General features: G+C 72.9%; 14 protein-coding genes. 13 read left to right on the top strand and 1 reads right to left on the bottom strand.

The features are described 5' to 3' along the window. Nucleotides 1-435 precede the first annotated feature (435 nt). The 7 genes from ssd to OG310_RS19595 all read left to right on the top strand — a co-directional run bounded on the left by ssd (nucleotide 436) and on the right by OG310_RS19595 (nucleotide 5,759). Complete coding sequence (ssd, locus tag OG310_RS19565) at nucleotides 436-1,581, top strand: septum site-determining protein Ssd (protein WP_443078695.1); 1,146 nt, start codon at nucleotides 436-438, stop codon at nucleotides 1,579-1,581. Beyond that, nucleotides 1,578-2,756 carry a TadA family conjugal transfer-associated ATPase gene (locus OG310_RS19570; protein ID WP_329457170.1) on the top strand — a complete coding sequence of 393 codons (1,179 nt, stop codon included), beginning with the start codon at nucleotides 1,578-1,580 and terminating at the stop codon, nucleotides 2,754-2,756. Before ssd ends, OG310_RS19570 begins: the two co-directional genes overlap by 4 nt. Further along, nucleotides 2,753-3,628, top strand: coding sequence for a type II secretion system F family protein (locus tag OG310_RS19575; protein WP_443078696.1), 876 nt, complete (start codon nucleotides 2,753-2,755; stop codon nucleotides 3,626-3,628). Before OG310_RS19570 ends, OG310_RS19575 begins: the two co-directional genes overlap by 4 nt. Beyond that, nucleotides 3,625-4,404, top strand: a complete 780-nt coding sequence (locus OG310_RS19580; RefSeq protein ID WP_329457172.1) for a type II secretion system F family protein — start codon at nucleotides 3,625-3,627, stop codon at nucleotides 4,402-4,404. Before OG310_RS19575 ends, OG310_RS19580 begins: the two co-directional genes overlap by 4 nt. 344 nt (nucleotides 4,405-4,748) lie before the next feature. Continuing rightward, nucleotides 4,749-4,940, top strand: coding sequence for a DUF4244 domain-containing protein (locus OG310_RS19585; RefSeq protein ID WP_329457173.1), 192 nt, complete (start codon nucleotides 4,749-4,751; stop codon nucleotides 4,938-4,940). Beyond that, the gene (locus OG310_RS19590) at nucleotides 4,927-5,343 is read left to right on the top strand and encodes a TadE family type IV pilus minor pilin (protein WP_329457174.1); all 417 of its coding nucleotides are present in this window, start codon (nucleotides 4,927-4,929) and stop codon (nucleotides 5,341-5,343) included. The genes OG310_RS19585 and OG310_RS19590 overlap by 14 nt, the downstream gene beginning before the upstream one ends. After that, nucleotides 5,340-5,759, top strand: coding sequence for an Rv3654c family TadE-like protein (locus tag OG310_RS19595; protein WP_329457175.1), 420 nt, complete (start codon nucleotides 5,340-5,342; stop codon nucleotides 5,757-5,759). Before OG310_RS19590 ends, OG310_RS19595 begins: the two co-directional genes overlap by 4 nt. Before the next feature lie 368 nt (nucleotides 5,760-6,127). Here the strand turns inward: OG310_RS19595 and OG310_RS19600 are convergent, their stop codons facing one another. Then, nucleotides 6,128-8,641: a DEAD/DEAH box helicase gene (locus OG310_RS19600; RefSeq protein ID WP_329457176.1), complete on the bottom strand. Its 2,514-nt coding sequence runs from the start codon at nucleotides 8,639-8,641 to the stop codon at nucleotides 6,128-6,130. Nucleotides 8,642-8,720: 79 nt separating this feature from the next. On the opposite strand from OG310_RS19600, the gene OG310_RS19605 reads away from it, so the two are divergent. The 6 genes from OG310_RS19605 (at nucleotide 8,721) to topA (ending at nucleotide 16,338) form a co-directional block, all read left to right on the top strand. Continuing rightward, nucleotides 8,721-9,074, top strand: coding sequence for an STAS domain-containing protein (locus OG310_RS19605; RefSeq protein ID WP_003967428.1), 354 nt, complete (start codon nucleotides 8,721-8,723; stop codon nucleotides 9,072-9,074). Between the two features lie 120 nt (nucleotides 9,075-9,194). Continuing rightward, nucleotides 9,195-9,647, top strand: a complete 453-nt coding sequence (locus OG310_RS19610; RefSeq protein ID WP_329457177.1) for an ATP-binding protein — start codon at nucleotides 9,195-9,197, stop codon at nucleotides 9,645-9,647. 120 nt (nucleotides 9,648-9,767) lie between these two features. Next, a complete protein-coding gene (locus OG310_RS19615; RefSeq protein ID WP_329457178.1) occupies nucleotides 9,768-9,944 on the top strand; it encodes a hypothetical protein in 177 nt (58 codons plus the stop codon). 147 nt (nucleotides 9,945-10,091) lie between these two features. After that, the gene (locus tag OG310_RS19620) at nucleotides 10,092-10,664 is read left to right on the top strand and encodes a small secreted protein (RefSeq protein ID WP_329457179.1); all 573 of its coding nucleotides are present in this window, start codon (nucleotides 10,092-10,094) and stop codon (nucleotides 10,662-10,664) included. Nucleotides 10,665-10,953: 289 nt separating this feature from the next. Further along, nucleotides 10,954-12,513: a class I SAM-dependent methyltransferase gene (locus tag OG310_RS19625; RefSeq protein WP_329457180.1), complete on the top strand. Its 1,560-nt coding sequence runs from the start codon at nucleotides 10,954-10,956 to the stop codon at nucleotides 12,511-12,513. Between the two features lie 945 nt (nucleotides 12,514-13,458). Continuing rightward, nucleotides 13,459-16,338 (top strand): type I DNA topoisomerase, encoded by a 2,880-nt coding sequence (gene topA / locus OG310_RS19630; protein WP_329457181.1) that lies wholly within the window; start codon nucleotides 13,459-13,461, stop codon nucleotides 16,336-16,338. Nucleotides 16,339-16,548: the final 210 nt, after the last annotated feature.

The following is a 16,548-nucleotide window of genomic DNA, read 5'->3' on the forward strand; positions in this document are numbered from 1 at the left end:
GTCTAACCCGGTCCGGCTCCTCCCCCCCCGAGTCGGCCGTGGGGACGACCCCCGCTCTCCCCCCCGGCGGGGGTCGTCGCATGTCCAGGCCCAGTTGGCCGCTCCTCTCCTTTGCGCGGTGCGCGCCCTGCCCGTGGTCGTGGATGCTGCCCGAACCTTTCTTGCCCAGCTTCGGTCGTCACGATGCGTAGTGGGTGGGCCGCTCGGCGAATGTCACTGATTTGAGCTACTGAGTTATTCACATTCGCTGAGTTGTCCACAGTTTTCGAGCAAGATCCCCATGATTTCCCGCTGCCGGGCAGCCTGATTCCAGCTGCGAAGTCCGCAGAAGCCGGAATCGTCGATACCGGATCCATCGGATGTGTCCCGGAAGGGAGGCGTTCACGGATCGGGCGGTCCCGCAGGCGTACAGAGGTACGGACAGGGGGCGGGGACATGGTCGGGTCCAAGGCGTCGGGGTGGTCACGCGGGACGCCGGACGAAACACCACGGGGCGTGGCACGTGGATCAGCGGACCGCAACGGGCGCCCGCTGATCGTCACGGAGGACGTGGAACTGCTCGATGACCTGCTGCGACTGTGCGCGGCAGCCGGTGCGGAGCCGGAGGTGCATCACAAGATCCCAGACGCGAGGGGGAGTTGGGAGAGGGCGCCCCTGGTGCTCGTGGGGGACGACGCTGCGGACCGCTGCCGCGGGGCGACGCGCAGGCCCGGTGTGATGCTCGTCGGCCGCGACCAGGACGACCCGGCCGTCTGGCAGCGGGCGGTGGAGATCGGCGCCGAGTGCGTGCTGCGCCTGCCCGACGCCGAGGGGTGGATCGCCGACCGGCTGGCGGACGCCGCTGAGGGCGCCGCGGAGCACGCGGTGACGGTCGGGGTGATCGGCGGCCGGGGCGGCGCGGGAGCGTCGACTCTCGCCTGCGCGCTGGCGGTCACGGCGGCGCGGGCGGGCCTGCGGACCATGCTCGTGGACGCGGACCCGCTCGGCGGCGGCCTCGATGTGCTGCTCGGCGGCGAGCGGGCCGAGGGCAGACGCTGGCCCGACTTCGCCGCCTCGAAGGGGCGCGTCGCGGGCACGGCGCTGGAGGAGTCGCTTCCTCGTGTGCACGACCTGAGCGTGCTCAGCTGGGATCGCGGCGACACCGTGACCGTGGGGCCCGACGCCATGAGGTCGGTGCTGGCCGCTGCCCGCAGGCGCGGCGGTGTGGTGGTCGTGGATCTGCCACGCCGGGTCGACGAACCGGTGGCGGAGGCGCTCGCACAACTCGATGTCGGACTGCTCGTGGTGCCCGCCGAGTTGCGGGCCGTCGCGGCGGCGGAGCGTGTGGCCTCCATGGTCCGCATGGTGTTGGGGGACCTGCGCGCCGTGGTGCGCGGGCCGCATGCGGCCGGGCTGGACGACGCGTGGATCGCCGAGGCCCTGGGCCTGCCGCTGGCCGGTGAACTGCCGCCGGAGCCCGGCCTGTCGGATGCGCTGGACAGCGGTGACCCGCCGGGGTCGCGGGCCCGGGGACCGCTCGGGGTGTTCTGCGCCGCTTTCTGGGAGCGGGCACTCGGCCAGGACGGAGGTGCCCGGACATGAGGACCACGGAGGAGAACAGGGGAGACGCCGGTGCGGCCCTGCTCGACGCGGTACGAAGGCGCCTCGCGCAAAGCGGCGCCGATCCGACACCCGCACGGGTCGCCGCAGCCCTTCGGGCACAGGGCAGGCTGCTCGGCGACACGGAAGTACTGGGCGCCGCAGAGGAGTTGCGCAGCGAGCTGGTCGGTACGGGCCCGCTCGAAGGGCTCCTCGCGGACAGCTCGGTGACGGATGTGCTGGTGGCGGCGCCGGACCGGGTGTGGGTCGACCGAGGGGGCGGCCTGGAGCTCACGGACGTGGCATTCCCGGACGCCGCCTCCGTGCGGCGGCTCGCCCAGCGGCTCGCGGCCGTGGCGGGCAGGCGCCTCGACGACGCCCGCCCGTGGGTGGACGCGCGCTTGCCGGACGGCACGAGGATGCACGCGGTGCTGCCACCCGTCGCCGTCGGGTCGGCATATCTCTCGCTCCGGGTGGTGCGCCCCAAGGCGTTCTCACTGGCGGAGCTGACGGCCGCCGGGACGCTGCCGCCCGGCGGAGAGCGGGTGCTGCGCGCCCTGCTGGAGGCGAGGCTGTCGTTCCTGATCAGCGGTGGCACGGGGACCGGCAAGACGACGCTGCTCTCCACACTTCTTGGCCTCGTCGGGACGCGGGAGCGGATCGTCCTCGCGGAGGATTCGGCCGAGCTGCGCCCCGACCACCCGCATGTGGTGCGGCTGGAAGCCCGTCCGGCCAACCAGGAGGGAGCCGGAGAGGTGACGCTGAAGGACCTCGTCAGGCAGGCCCTGCGGATGCGTCCCGACCGGCTGGTGGTCGGCGAGGTGCGCGGGGCCGAAGTGACCGACCTGCTGGCCGCCTTGAACACGGGGCACGAAGGCGGCTGCGGGACGGTCCACGCCAACGCGGCCGCCGATGTGCCGGCGCGGCTGGAGGCGCTGGGCACGGCGGCCGGGCTGGACCGGGCCGCGCTGCACAGCCAGTTGGCGGCGGCGGTCTCGGTCGTACTCCATTTGGTACGGGACAGGAGCGGGCGTCGGCGGGTCGCCGAAGTGTGCGTACTGGAGCGGGACCCGGCGGGCCTGGTGGTGCCGGTGCCCGCGTTGCGCTGGGGGCCCGACGGGTTCGCCCGGGAGCACGGGTGCGCGCGCCTGACCGCACTGATCGGACGCTCGCTGTGACGGGCGTGTCCGCGCCGGAGTGCGGTTGGGCCGCGGCGCTCTGCGTCGGCTGTGCCGGGTGGCTGGCGCTGGCGGGGGAGTCCCGGCGCCGCAGGGCCAGGGCGTTGTGCGCCGGCTTCCCGGGCGGAGCTGGGCCACGGGTGCCGGTCGGCGAGCGGGTCTCCGGGTGGCTCAGGAGCCGGGCCGGAGCGTTCGGCGGGGAGTGGCTGTGCCTGCCGGTGGCCGTCCTGGTCGCGGCGGCGGGCGCCTCCGTTCTGCCGCTCGTCGCCGGGGCGTGCGCGGTGCCGCTGGTGCGGCGCGGGCTGCAGGCCGCCGGGCGGCGTCGGGCCGCTGGGCGGCGCGCCGAGGCGGTCGTCGCCCTCTGTGCCGCGACCGCGGGCGAGCTGCGGGCAGGCGCGCAGCCGGCGCGGGCACTGATGGACGCCGCGGGGGCGACCGGGGGCCTGGGGAAGGACGAGACGGCGGTGGTGGCCGCCGTGCGGTTCGGCGGCGACACGCCGGCCGCGCTGCGGCAGGCAGCCCAGGTACCGGGCGCGGACGGCCTGGTGGGGCTCGCGGCCTGCTGGCAGGTCGCGGTGGACGGCGGCGCCGGGCTGGCCGCCGGGCTCGATCGGTTGGAGGACGCGCTGCGGGCCGAGTACGACCAACGTCATTCCCTGCGAGCCCAGTTGACCGGCGCCTGGTCGACGGTGGTGGTGCTGGCGGTTCTGCCGGTGGTGGGTCTCGCGCTCGGCGCCGCGATGGGCGCGCATCCCCTGCGCGTACTGCTGCACACACCGGCGGGGATCGGGTGCCTCGGAGCCGGCGCCTTGCTGGAGGGGGCCGGTCTGTGGTGGGCCGGCCGGATCGTCAGGACGGCGGAGTCGGGATGAGTGACTTCTTTATCCACAGGCTGTGGATGACGGTCTCGGCGGTAGCCGCGATGGGATCCCTGGGGCTGGCGTGGGCCGAGCGGCGCGGCGAGCGAGCGGTCCGGCGACGCACCGTGGCCCTGCTCGCGACGGAGCGTACCCGGGAGCGCCCGGCGTTCCGCCCGGCTCTCCGGGACGGGGCGAGCCGGTGGGGGCCGTCCCTCGCCGCGCTCCTCGTGGGCTGGTTCCTGGTCGGCGGGGCGCTCGGGGCAGGTGCGGGGCTCGTCGCGGCGCTGGGTGTGGCGCGGTGGTCGCGCGGGCGACGCGGTGAGGACGGGAGAGCCGCGGCCGAGGAAGCCGGGCGCAGGCTGCCGCTCGTGGCGGACCTGCTCGCCGCGTGTGCCGCCGCGGGAGCGGGCCCGCGTGAGGCGGCGGAGGCCGTCGGAGGTTCGCTCGGCGGACCGGTCGGGGACCGGCTGGCCGGGGCGGCCGCGGAGATCGTGCTCGGTGGCGAACCGGCCGCGGCATGGGGGAGGTTCGGGGAGATACCGGGCGCCTCGGGGCTCGCCCGGTGCCTGGAGCGTGCCTCGGCCACCGGGGCGCCCGTGGCCGAACCGCTGGCCCGGCTGGCGGAGGGGCTGCGGGCCGAGCGGTCGAGGAAGGCCACCGTCAGGGCACAGCGCGCGCAGGTGCTGATCACGGGACCGGTGGGCCTGTGCTTCCTGCCGGCCTTCCTCGCGACGGGCGTGGCACCCGTGGTCATGGGCCTCGCCACGGGGCTGCTGAACGGCGGCTGAGCTCGGCAACGCCGGCTGAGTTCGTACGGAGTGCGGTGAGCCGGGGACGCGCCGGCATTCGGACCGAGGGGGACGACCCAGGAGCCGGACGCGCCGGCATACGGGCCGAGGAGGGCAACTCAGGAGCCGGGGGCGGCGGGATACGAGCCGGGGCGGGGAGCCCATGGCGTGATCACGAGCGAGCAGGGGGCCTGGAAGCGGGATCGGCGACGGGGATCGATGGCGGGACCGGCGACGGGCGGCGTGACGGACCGATGCGACGGGTTGTCGGACGTGCGCCGCGCGCCGGAGTCGGACAGCGAAGGACTGAGGACGGCGGGGACGCCGGACAGGGGGAACACGTGATGAAGACATGGCTCAAGGCGCTGTGGGCACGGCGTACTCGTGCGGACGACGGTATGACGACGGCGGAATACGCGATGGGCACCATCGCCGCGTGCGCCTTCGCGGCGGTGCTCTACAAGGTGGTGACCAGCCCTTCCGTGCAGGCCGCGCTGGAGTCGCTGATCGGGCAGGCGCTCCATGCGAAATCCTGAGCGCCGCCCGGGCAGCCCTGGGCGACGCGACGGGGGATACGTCACGGCCGAGGCCGCCGTGATCGTGCCGGGTCTCGTGGCCTTCGCGATGGCCCTGGTCTGGGCACTCATGGCGGCCGCGGCACAGATCCAGTGCGTGGACGCGGCCCGGGCCGGTGCGCGGGCCGCCGCGAGAACGGAACCGCGGGCCGCCGCGATCGAGGCGGCCCGATCCGCGGCGCCCAAGGGGGCCGAGATCACCGTCGGACGGTCGGACGACCTGTGGCGCGTGCGGGTGACGGCGCCCGCGCCGGGGCCGCACGCCCTCGCGCTCACCCTGTCGGCCGAGGCGGTCGCGTCCGCCGAGGACACCGTTCCGGACGCCGCGGCCGCTTCGGCCGCCTTGGAAGGGGCACGTCCGTGAGCGGGTCGGCCCGCAGGGAGCGGGACCGCGGCTCGGCGACGGTTCTGGTGGCCGTCCTCGCGACGGTGCTGTGCGCGCTGTTCGCGGTGATCCTTGCCCTCGGGCAGGCCGTGACGGCCCGGCACCGTGCCGGAGCGGCAGCCGACCTCGCGGCCCTCGCCGCCGCCGACCGGGCGCTGTCCGGCAGGGATGCGGCCTGTGGTGCGGCGGAACGGGTGGCGGCGGCCCAGGGCGCGCGGTTGACGCTCTGCGCGCTGGACGGCCGGGTCGCGGACGTGACCGCGCAGGCCGGCGTCGGACCGTATGTGCCCGCGGTCCGGGCGCGCGCCGGGCCCGGACCGACCGACCCGGATCCGCCGGACGGGGGACCCGTGGGCCCCGGCAGGGAACCCGGGCCCGGTGGCGGGGGGAGCTGATGAGCACGGACACCGGTCGCCCGGAAGTGGAGTCGACGAGCGCGGATAGGAGGCGCCCGCAAGACGCGCCGGGGGAGCCGGCGGCCCCGGACGCCAGAAGCCGAGGACCCGTACCGGGGGCAGTGCCGAGTCCGCAGGTCAGGGGGGCTGCGGGAGCTGACAGGCGCGGACGTCGGGCGGCCCGGAAGACGTACCGGGAGCGCTGTAGGGCCTGGACGTCAGCCGCCGAGCACTGATGCCGAGCACTCGTGCCGAGGACCCGTGCCGAGGACCCGTGCCGAGGACCCGTGCCGAGGAGTTGGCGGGCCCGGCCGGACGTCAGGGGGCGCGGGACGCGCATCCGGAGCCTTCGGGGCCGGGGCCGGCGGTCAGGGTGCGGCCTGCGTCGCCGTCGGTGCCGCCGGCCGGCCGGGATCCTCCGGCGACTCAGGATCCTCTGGGGCGTTCTTGAGCAGCTCACCCAGGAGGCGGACGGCGCCGCGCTTGTGCAGGGGGTCGTTGCCGTTGCCGCATTTGGGCGACTGGATGCAGGACGGGCACCCCGCGTCGCATTCGCAGGAGGCGATCGCCTCTCGGGTGGCGGTGAGCCAGGAGCGGGCCGTGCGGAAGGCGCGTTCGGCGAACCCGGCGCCGCCGGGGTGGCCGTCGTAGACGAAGACCGTGGGCAGCAGCGTGTCCGGATGCAGCGGGACGGAGACGCCGCCGATGTCCCAGCGGTCGCAGGTGGCGAAGAGCGGAAGGAGTCCGATGGAAGCGTGTTCCGCGGCGTGCAGGGCGCCGCCGAGCTGCTCGGGGTTGACGCGCGCCGCGTCGAGTTGGTCCTCGGTGACGGTCCACCACACGGCGCGGGTGCGCAGGGTGCGCGGCGGCAGGTCCAGCTTGCTCTCGCCCAGCACTTCACCGGTGATCAGACGGCGTCTGAGGAAGGAGACGACCTGGTTGGTGACCTCGACGGAGCCGTAGCACAGGCGTCCGTCGCCCCACGGGATCTCGGTCTCCGTCTCCAGTACGGAGATGGCGGTGGTGTCCCGCGCCGTGGTCGAGTACGGCGGGTTCGCCTCCTCGACCAGGGCGACCGAATCGGCCAGGTCGAGCTGTTTCACCAGGTACGTGCGGCCCTGGTGCAGGTGGACGGCCCCGTCGTGGACGGCGGTGTGGGCCGCGGCCTCGTCGACAGTGCCCAGCAGCCGTCCCGTGCCGGCCTCCACGATCTGGACCGGGTCGCCGCCCGAGCCGCGGATGTCCGCGAGGTCGGCGGCGCGCCTGCGCTGGGTCCAGTACCAGCCGGAGGAACGGCGGCGCAGCAGTGCGGCGGCCTCCAGCTGCGGCAGCAGGTCCGCCGTGGCGGGTCCGAACAGCGGCAGGTCCTCCTCGGTGAGCGGCAGCTCGGCGGCGGCCGCGCACAGGTGCGGGGCGAGGACGTACGGGTTGTCCGGGTCGAGGACGGTCGACTCGACGGGCTGGTGGAACAGCGCCTCCGGGTGGTGGACGAGGAAGGTGTCCAGGGGGTCGTCCCTGGCCACCAGCACCGCAAGGGCGCCCTGCCCGGCCCGGCCTGCCCGGCCTGCCTGCTGCCACAGGGAGGCCCGGGTGCCCGGGTAGCCGGTGATCAGGACGGCGTCGAGGCCGGAGACGTCGATCCCGAGTTCCAGCGCCGTGGTGGCGGCAAGGCCGAGGAGTTCGCCCGAGTGCAGGGCGGCCTCCAGAGCTCGGCGTTCCTCGGGCAGGTAACCGCCCCGGTAGGCGGCCACCCGGTCCGGTAGCGAGCGGTCGACCTCGGCCAGGCGTTCCTTGGCGATGACGGAGATCAGTTCCGCGCCACGGCGGGAGCGGACGAAGGCAACCGTGCGGACCCCCTGCACGGTCAGATCGGTGAGGAGGTCGGCGGTCTCGGCCGTCGCGCTGCGGCGCACGGGCGCGCCCTTCTCGCCGCTGAGATCCGTGAGAGGCGGTTCCCACAGGGCGAAGACGAGCTCACCCCGCGGTGAGGCGTCGTCGGCGACCTCGCGCACGGGCAGGCCGGTGAGGCGGCCCGCGGCGAGGGCGGGCTGCGCCGCGGTCGCCGAGGCGAGCAGGAAGACCGGGTTCGCCCCGTAGCGGGCGCAGACGCGGCGCAGCCGGCGCAGCACCTGGGCGACGTGCGAACCGAAGACGCCCCGGTAGGTGTGGCACTCGTCGATCACGACGTAGCGCAGGGCGCGCAGGAAGGAGGCCCAGCGCGGGTGGGACGGGAGGATGCCGCGATGCAGCATGTCCGGATTGGTCAGTACGTAGTTCGCGTACTGCCTGACCCATTCGCGTTCCTCGACCGGGGTGTCGCCGTCGTACACGGCGGGCCGCACGGCCGTGCCGAGCGGCGCGGCGAGTTCCCGCACGCCTCGCCGCTGGTCTGCGGCGAGGGCCTTGGTGGGCGCCAGGTACAGGGCGGTGGCGCCCCGGCCGTTGGGGGCCTCCGAGCCGTCCAGGAGGGCCGTGAGGACGGGCGCGAGGTAGGCCAGCGACTTGCCGGAGGCGGTCCCGGTCGCGATCACGACGGATTCGCCGTCGAGAGCGTACTCGGCGGCCTCTGCCTGGTGGGCCCAGGGGTGCTCGATGCCTGCCCGCTGGATCGCCGAAATGATCTCGGGTCGAATGCGGTCGGGCCAGACTGCATGACGGCCCGGTCGCGGGGGCAGGTGCTCCGTATGGGTGATGCGCGCAGCTCGGCCCGCCCCCGCGGCGAGGCGGTCGAGGACCGTGTCCGGCGTGGGGCGGTTGTCCCCGCTCCGGGCGGGTCCATTGGGGTGGTGATTCCTGGCCATCGGCATCGAGTGTGTCACTGGCGTGCGGGACAATGGCCCCAAGGCGTCGTGCATGGCTGCCGGTAAGTGATTGAATGCCATCGCGGCTGGCGATACGTCCCCTGGCTCCGTCGGGGAGACCCGAGGGGCGACCGCTCGATAGCAAGGTGCTGGAGGATCCGTGGACCTGTCCCTGTCGACTCGCAACGTGTCCGGCCCTGGAGGCGACCGAACGGTCGTCGAGGTCGGTGGCGAGATTGATGTGTATACCGCGCCCAAGCTGCGCGAGCAGTTGGTGGAGTTGGTGAACGACGGCAGTTACCACCTGGTCGTCGACATGGAGGGCGTGGACTTCCTCGACTCGACCGGACTCGGCGTTCTCGTGGGCGGACTCAAGAGGGTCCGTGCGCACGAGGGCTCGCTGCGTCTCGTCTGCAACCAGGAGCGCATTCTCAAGATCTTCCGGATCACGGGTCTCACCAAGGTGTTCCCGATCCACACCACGGTGGACGAGGCCGTGGCCGCGACCGACTGACGTCGGCCGCGGCTTCCGGAGGAATGGGCAGGGGAGCCGGGCGAGCATGCCCGGGTCCCACGCCCGCAAGCTCGTGGAAGTGGTGGAGAGTGCACGCTCGTATGTTCGAGGGGGATCCGAATGGCCACCGTTGAACTCCGCTTCAGCGCCCAGCCGGAGCATGTCAGGACGGCCCGCCTGGTGGCGGCGGCCGTCGCGCGGCGGGCGGGAGTCGACGAGGCTGTGCTCGACGAGGTGAGGCTCGCCGTCGGTGAGGCGTGCAGCCGCGCCGTGGGCCTGCACCGCACTCATGCCGTCACGTCCCCGGTGAAGGTGGTGCTGACCGAGGAGGAGAAGACGTTCTCCATCGAGGTCGGTGACGACGTGCCGGGGTCGGGCGCGTCCGTCGCGGGTGTGGCCGGTGGCCGCCCCGGTGCGGACGGTTACGAAGCGGACGTGGAGGGTGAGGACGAGATGGGCCTCGCCGTGATCAGCGGTCTCGTCGACGACGTGAAGGTCACCTCGGGTGCCGATGGTGGAGTGATCAGGATGAGCTGGCCGACGACTGCGGCTGCGGCTGTGCCGTTGTCGTGAACCTGAGGTCCCGGCCGGCCGGAGTGATCGTTTTTGCTTCGGCACGGTCGACAGCTTGATGGGGAGAGGTCCTGTGGACAGGGCCTCTTTTCTTATGCCTTCGCGCTTATGCCGCCGCCCGTGTTCGACGTGCGCGTGGCGTCCGTTGCTCTGGCCCCCGTCCGTATCCGGATCCGGGCCCACGCCGACGCCCAGGTCCGTGTCCGTATCCCGGCCCATGTGGACACCGGGAGCACGGCCGGCGCCCGCGCAGATGCCCAGGCCCAGGCCCATGTCACCCACCCGTCCGAGTATTGACTCGAATTTCTGTACCCGTCGGTAGCGTGAGGTGTCTCTCGCTCGGCATAAATCAGTGCAACAGGAACGGAACGGACCTCGGCGGCCGGGGCGCGGGTCACGTGGCGTGTAAGTTCCGGGGCCGAGAGCCTCGGAAGGGACCGATCAGTGAACAAGAAGCTAGCGGCGACGCTGTCCGGTGGCGCGGTGGTGCTCCTGGCACTGTCCGGGTGCGGCAGCAACGACGCCAAGGTGAATGACTGGGCCAAGGGGTTCTGCGACAAGGTGCAGCCCCAGCGGCAGGCGATCGCCGGCGCCAACGCGTCCATCGTGAAGGCGACCTCCACGGCCAGTGCCCCCGCCGACGTCAAGAGGGTGGACTCGGCCGCCTTCGGGACCAACGCCACCGCCTACGCGGCATTGGCGTCCGCGGTGAAGGCCGCCGGCGCGCCGCCCGTGGACGACGGTGCGAAGACCCAGCAGGACGCCATCCAGGAGCTCAACTCGACGTCCACCGCGTACGCGCAGCTGAAGAAGCAGGTCGACGGACTGGAGACCTCGGACCAGGCGAAGTTCGCGGCGCAGTTGAGCGACGTCTCCACGCAGCTCGGCAAGATCGGCTCCGGGGGCGACACGGCGCTGCGCAAGCTCCAGTCGGGCGACCTGGGCCAGGCCATGGCCAAGCAGGCCGGCTGCAAGAAGGGCGCACCGGCCGGGGCGGATTCGTCCACGGCCTCCTGACCTTCCTTCTCCTCCAGGCACGTCCGAGGCGTAGTGGCGGCGGGACGGGCCGGTTCGAAGGACCGGTTGTCGTTTCGAGCGGGGCGTACGGGGGCCGGTGACGGCTGGGGCCGGCCGCGTCCGGTACGCGGACCGCTGCGGGCGCTCGGTATACCGACGATCCCGGGCGCGTACGCGGAACGGCGGGCGCCCGGTTGACGGTCGGTCCGGTGCGCGAGCACTGTCCGGCGCGCGGGTGCGGTGCGGGCCGGTGCGGGGCGCTGTCAGTGGCGGCCGTCACAATGTGGGGGTGAGTACCACCAGTCTTCCCGCACCCGACCGCGCTGACCGGCTCCGTGAAGCCCTGCTCGCCGCGGAGTTCACCGTCGACGGCCTCCTCGACCTGCTCGGCGCGCCCGCGTATGCCGCGCTGGCCCGCAGCGAAACCGTGCCCGCGCTCCGTGCCACCCGTGGCGCTTCCCGGCTCGACACGCTGGTGAGGCTGTTCCTTCTGCAGGGCACCGTGACGGTGGAGCGCGCCCGCGCCGCTCTCCCGCTCGACGAGGCGCTGGGGGACGGCTGGCTCGTTCCCGCTGAACCCGATGGCGCCGCGTCGGAGGCCGATCTCGACGGGGCGGACGCCGTGCGGGCGACGCTCGACGTCCGGCCGTACGGCGGACCCGACGGGGAGGACTGGTTCATCGTCTCCGACCTCGGCTGCGCGGTCGGGGGCGCGGCGGGTGCGAGCGGCCGGGGCGAAGGCGTGGTGCTCGGTGTGGGCGGTGCCTCCACCACGCTCGCCGGGCTCACGGTCCGTACGAGGGTGGGCTCGGTGCTCGACCTCGGCACGGGCTCCGGCATCCAGGCGCTCCACGCCTCGCAGCACGCCGCACGCGTCACAGCCACCGACCTCAACCCGAGGGCCCTGGCGTTCGCCCGGCTGACCCTCGCGCTGTCCGGGGCGCCGGCGGCGGAGCTGCTGACGGGCTCGCTGTTCGAGCCGGTCGGGGACACGGCGTACGACCTGATCGTCTCGAATCCGCCGTTCGTCATCTCGCCCGCCGGGCCGGACACCGCCGGCGCGCGCCGTACGTACCGGGACGGCGGGATGGCGGGTGACGACCTGTGCCGCACGCTGGTCCAGCAGGCGGGCGCCCATCTGACCGAGGGCGGATTCGCGCACTTCCTCGCCAACTGGGAGCACGTCGAGGGGGAGGAGTGGCAGGACCGGCTGCGGTCCTGGGTGCCGCGCGGGTGCGACGCGTGGATCGTGCAGCGAGAGGTCCAGGACGTCACGCAGTACGCGGAGCTGTGGCTGCGGGACAGCGGCGAGCACGGCACGGGCGATCCCGAGCGCTACGCCGGCCTGTACGACGCCTGGCTGGACGAGTTCGACGCCCGCAAGACCCGGGCCGTCGGCTTCGGCTGGATCACGTTGCGGAAGACGGGGACCGGGCGTCCCTCGGTCGTCGTGGAGGACTGGCCGCACCCGGTGGAGCAGCCGCTCGGCGAGACCGTACGGGCCCATTTCGACCGGCAGGACTATCTGCGTACGCACGACGACGCGGCGTTGCTCGCCGGGCGGTTCACCCTGGCGTCCGAGGTCGTGCAGGAACAGGTCGGAGTGCCGGGCGCGGAGGACCCGGAGCACGTGGTGCTCCGTCAGCACCGGGGGATGCGCCGGGCCACGGAGGTCGACACGGTCGGAGCGGGGTTCGCGGGCGTGTGTGACGGGACACTCACGGCCGGCCGGATCCTCGACGCGATCGCGCAGCTGGTCGAGGAGGACCCGGTGGCGCTGCGGGACCGTACGCCCGAGTCCATCCGCCTGCTGGTGGAGGAGGGTTATCTGGAACCGGTGGGGGACTAGGCCGACGGGTCCGACAGGGCCGTCGGCCGGTCGGGGGAGACGGGGCCCCGGGACGCGGCGAGGGGCGGGCGGCTCGCGGGGGCGGGTCGGGCGTGACGGCGCGCGGCGTAGTGACGAAGGGAACGCCGGCATGGCCCGGCCGGGGGCGGACGGGAGCGGGACGGGCACCACCGGCCCGGGGCGCGGAGGCGTTCCCGGCCGGCGGGGCCGGGCGCCGCGGGCTGCTGGGGCGGGTGCCCCCGGCTCTCGTGGGGGGCGCCATCAGCCGCCGGGGCGGCCGTCACCGCAGGAGGGGTGTTTCCGCTGCTCAGGGGCGGGTCCCCGCGGTCGGAAGGGCCCAGGCAGGGCGCATCGAGCCGGCCGTACGCGCGGGGCGTCGCACGCCGGTGGTACGGGGAACGCGCAGGGCGCGCCGGTGGCCTCCGGCGTGGTCTTCGTCGCTCTCGGCGTGTGCGTCTTCGTACGTACGTGATTCACGCCGTTCCGGCGGAACCGTTGCGGGCGGACCGTGACGGGACGGGACCAGCGGGCGACCGGAATCCGCCGTGCGGGATGCGGCGAGCTGCTGCCATGGATTGCGCCGACCGGTACCGTACGCGGTCTGACCTGCGAAAACGAGATGCGCGCCGGCGGGTCGGGGCCGACCGGACGGATCGTGCGGCGCGCCGACGCGGAACGCGTGGGGCGGCCGTGCGCCGATCGTGTCCTGCGCCGCGGCGGGCGGGGTCCGGCGGCAGGAATGCCGGAAGTCGGGTTACCGTTCGAGGGGCCGTTGCGGGAATGCGCCGTTTGACACAGGGGCGGGTTGTACCGTCACACTCCGCAGCGGAGGAGCGCCACAGTGGGGCCACACCACGGGTCCCGTGGAGTCGCGCCGTACTGTCGTAAGAGTCGTACGGACCCGCCGGGCCCCGTCGAGCGTCGACCGGAGAGAGAAGAACGAAGTTGTCCCCGACCAGCGAGACCGCGAATGGCGGTCGCCGACTCGTCATCGTCGAGTCGCCCGCCAAGGCCAAGACGATCAAGGGCTATCTGGGTCCTGGATACGTCGTCGAGGCGAGCGTCGGGCACATCCGCGACCTGCCCAACGGCGCGGCCGAGGTCCCCGAGAAGTACACCGGTGAGGTGCGCAGGCTCGGTGTCGACGTCGACAACGACTTCCAGCCCATCTACGTGGTGAACTCCGACAAGCGTTCGCAGGTCAGGAAGCTCAAGGAGCTGCTGGCCGAGTCGGACGAACTCTTCCTCGCCACCGATGAGGACCGCGAGGGCGAAGCCATCGCGTGGCACCTCCAGGAGGTGCTGAAGCCCAAGGTCCCCGTCCACCGGATGGTCTTCCACGAGATCACCAAGGAAGCGATCCGGGCGGCGGTGGCGAACCCGCGCGAGCTGAACACGCGGATGGTCGACGCGCAGGAGACCCGCCGCATCCTCGACCGGCTGTACGGGTACGAGGTGTCGCCCGTCCTGTGGAAGAAGGTCATGCGTGGCCTGTCCGCGGGCCGTGTGCAGTCCGTGGCGACCCGGCTCGTCGTCGAGCGGGAGCGCGAGCGCATCGCCTTCCGCTCCGCCGAGTACTGGGACCTGACCGGCACTTTCGGCACGGGCCGCGCTGGTGACGCGTCCGACCCGTCGTCGCTGGTGGCGCGGCTCGTCTCGGTCGACGGCCGCAGGGTCGCGCAGGGCCGCGACTTCGGGTCCGACGGCCGTCTGAAGTCCGACCAGGTGCTCCACCTCGACGAGACGAACGCGCGCGCCCTGGCCACGGCCCTGGAGTCGGCGTCGTTCGCCGTGCGGTCCGTCGAGTCGAAGCCGTACCGTCGCTCGCCGTACGCCCCGTTCCGTACGACGACGCTCCAGCAGGAGGCGTCGCGGAAGCTGGGCTTCGGCGCGAAGTCGACGATGCAGGTCGCCCAGAAGCTGTACGAGAACGGCTTCATCACCTACATGCGTACGGACTCCACCACGCTGTCCGAGACGGCGGTCTCGGCGGCGCGTGCGCAGGTCACGCAGTTGTACGGTGCCGATTACCTGCCGGACAAGCCGCGTACCTACGCCACCAAGGTCAAGAACGCGCAGGAGGCGCACGAGGCGATCAGGCCCTCGGGCGATCGTTTCCGTACGCCCGCCGAGACGGGACTGACCGGCGACCAGTTCAGGCTGTACGAGCTGATCTGGAAGCGGACCGTCGCCTCCCAGATGAAGGACGCGGTCGGCAACAGCGTCACCGTCAGGATCGGCGGCCGGGCCTCGGACGGCAGGGACGCCGAGTTCTCCGCGTCCGGTAAGACGATCACGTTCCACGGCTTCATGAAGGCCTACGTCGAGGGCGCGGACGACCCGAACGCGGAGCTCGACGACCGTGAGCGCCGGCTGCCGCAGGTCGCGCAGGGCGACGCGCTGCACGCCGAGGAGCTCACCGCCGACGGCCACTCCACCAAGCCGCCCGCCCGCTACACCGAGGCGTCGCTGGTCAAGGAGCTGGAGGAGCGGGAGATCGGCCGTCCCTCGACGTACGCGTCGATCCTCGGCACGATCCTCGACCGCGGCTATGTGTTCAAGAAGGGCACGGCCCTCGTGCCGTCCTTCCTCTCCTTCGCGGTGGTCAACCTGCTGGAGAAGCACTTCGGCCGGCTCGTCGACTACGACTTCACGGCCCGTATGGAGGACGACCTCGACCGCATCGCGCGGGGTGAGGCGCACTCCGTGCCGTGGCTGAAGCGCTTTTACTTCGGTGAGGGCGGCGAGGACGCGGGTGCCGCGTCCGGCGCGGGCAACGGCGACGGCGACCACCTCGGCGGTCTCAAGGAGCTGGTCACGGACCTCGGCGCGATCGACGCGCGCGAGATCTCGTCGTTCCCCGTCGGGGACGGCATCATGCTGCGCGTCGGCCGCTACGGCCCGTACGTGGAGCGCGGCGAGAAGGACGCGGAGAACCACCAGCGCGCGGACGTGCCGGAGGAGCTTGCTCCGGACGAGCTGACCACCGCGTACGCGGAGGAACTGCTCGCCAAGCCGAGCGGCGACTTCGAGCTGGGCGTGGACGCCGAGAGCGGCCACCCGATCGTCGCGAAAGCCGGCCGTTACGGCCCCTACGTGACCGAGGTGCTTCCCGAGGACACGCCGAGGACCGGGAAGAACGCGGTCAAGCCGCGTACGGCTTCCTTGTTCAAGTCGATGTCGCTGGACACGGTGACCCTCGCCGAGGCGCTCAAGCTGATGTCGCTGCCGCGGGTGGTCGGCGCGGACCCCGAAGGGGTCGAGATCACCGCGCAGAACGGCCGCTACGGCCCGTACCTGAAGAAGGGCACGGACTCCCGGTCGCTCCAGAGCGAGGATCAGCTCTTCGACATCACGCTGGACGAGGCGCTGGCGATCTACGCGCAGCCGAAGCAGCGCGGCCGGGCCGCGGCCAAGCCGCCGCTGAAGGAACTGGGCACGGACCCGGTCAGCGGCGCGCCCGTGGTCGTCAAGGACGGCCGTTTCGGGGCGTACGTCACCGACGGCGAGACCAACGCGACGCTGCGGACCGACGACAGCGTCGAGGAGATCACGCCCGAGCGCGGTTACGAGCTGCTGGCGGAGAAGCGGGCCAAGGGGCCCGCGAAGAAGAAGGCCGCGGTCAAGAAGACCACCGCCAAGAAGGCGACCACGAAGAAGGCCGCCGCGAAGACGACGACGGCCAAGACGACGACGGCCAAGTCGCCCGCGAAGAAGGCGACGACGGCGAAGAAGACCGCCACGAAGAAGACGACGGCGGCGTCGGGAGCGACGAAGACCGCGGCGAAGAGGACGACGGCTTCGTCCCCGGATGCGGAGAGCTGACGGCGGTCCCCTTCCGGGGTCGACGGCCCGCTGATGCGGAAGACATGACGGCGCGTTCGTGCAGATGTCCTTATCTGTGCGAATGCGCCGTTTTCGCGTGGACACGCCCTACTCGACGTGATGTTTGGGTGCCGACCGGCCGCCTGTCCGCCCGTCAGGGGCCCACGGGCACCTCCGGCCACAACGGATCGCTCTCCTGGGTGCCGGAAT

Source organism: Streptomyces sp. NBC_01497, assembly GCF_036250695.1.
In the GTDB taxonomy this organism is placed as follows: domain Bacteria; phylum Actinomycetota; class Actinomycetes; order Streptomycetales; family Streptomycetaceae; genus Streptomyces.

Bases quoted from the DNA above. Each gene is read 5' to 3' on its own strand.
- ssd (WP_443078695.1), top strand. From the start codon at position 436: ATGGTCGGGTCCAAGGCGTCGGGGTGGTCACGCGGGACGCCGGACGAA.
- OG310_RS19585 (WP_329457173.1), top strand. From the start codon at position 4,749: ATGAAGACATGGCTCAAGGCGCTGTGGGCACGGCGTACTCGTGCGGAC.
- OG310_RS19600 (WP_329457176.1), bottom strand. From the start codon at position 8,641: ATGGCATTCAATCACTTACCGGCAGCCATGCACGACGCCTTGGGGCCA.
- OG310_RS19590 (WP_329457174.1), top strand. From the start codon at position 4,927: ATGCGAAATCCTGAGCGCCGCCCGGGCAGCCCTGGGCGACGCGACGGG.
- OG310_RS19570 (WP_329457170.1), top strand. From the start codon at position 1,578: ATGAGGACCACGGAGGAGAACAGGGGAGACGCCGGTGCGGCCCTGCTC.
- OG310_RS19580 (WP_329457172.1), top strand. From the start codon at position 3,625: ATGAGTGACTTCTTTATCCACAGGCTGTGGATGACGGTCTCGGCGGTA.
- OG310_RS19610 (WP_329457177.1), top strand. From the start codon at position 9,195: ATGGCCACCGTTGAACTCCGCTTCAGCGCCCAGCCGGAGCATGTCAGG.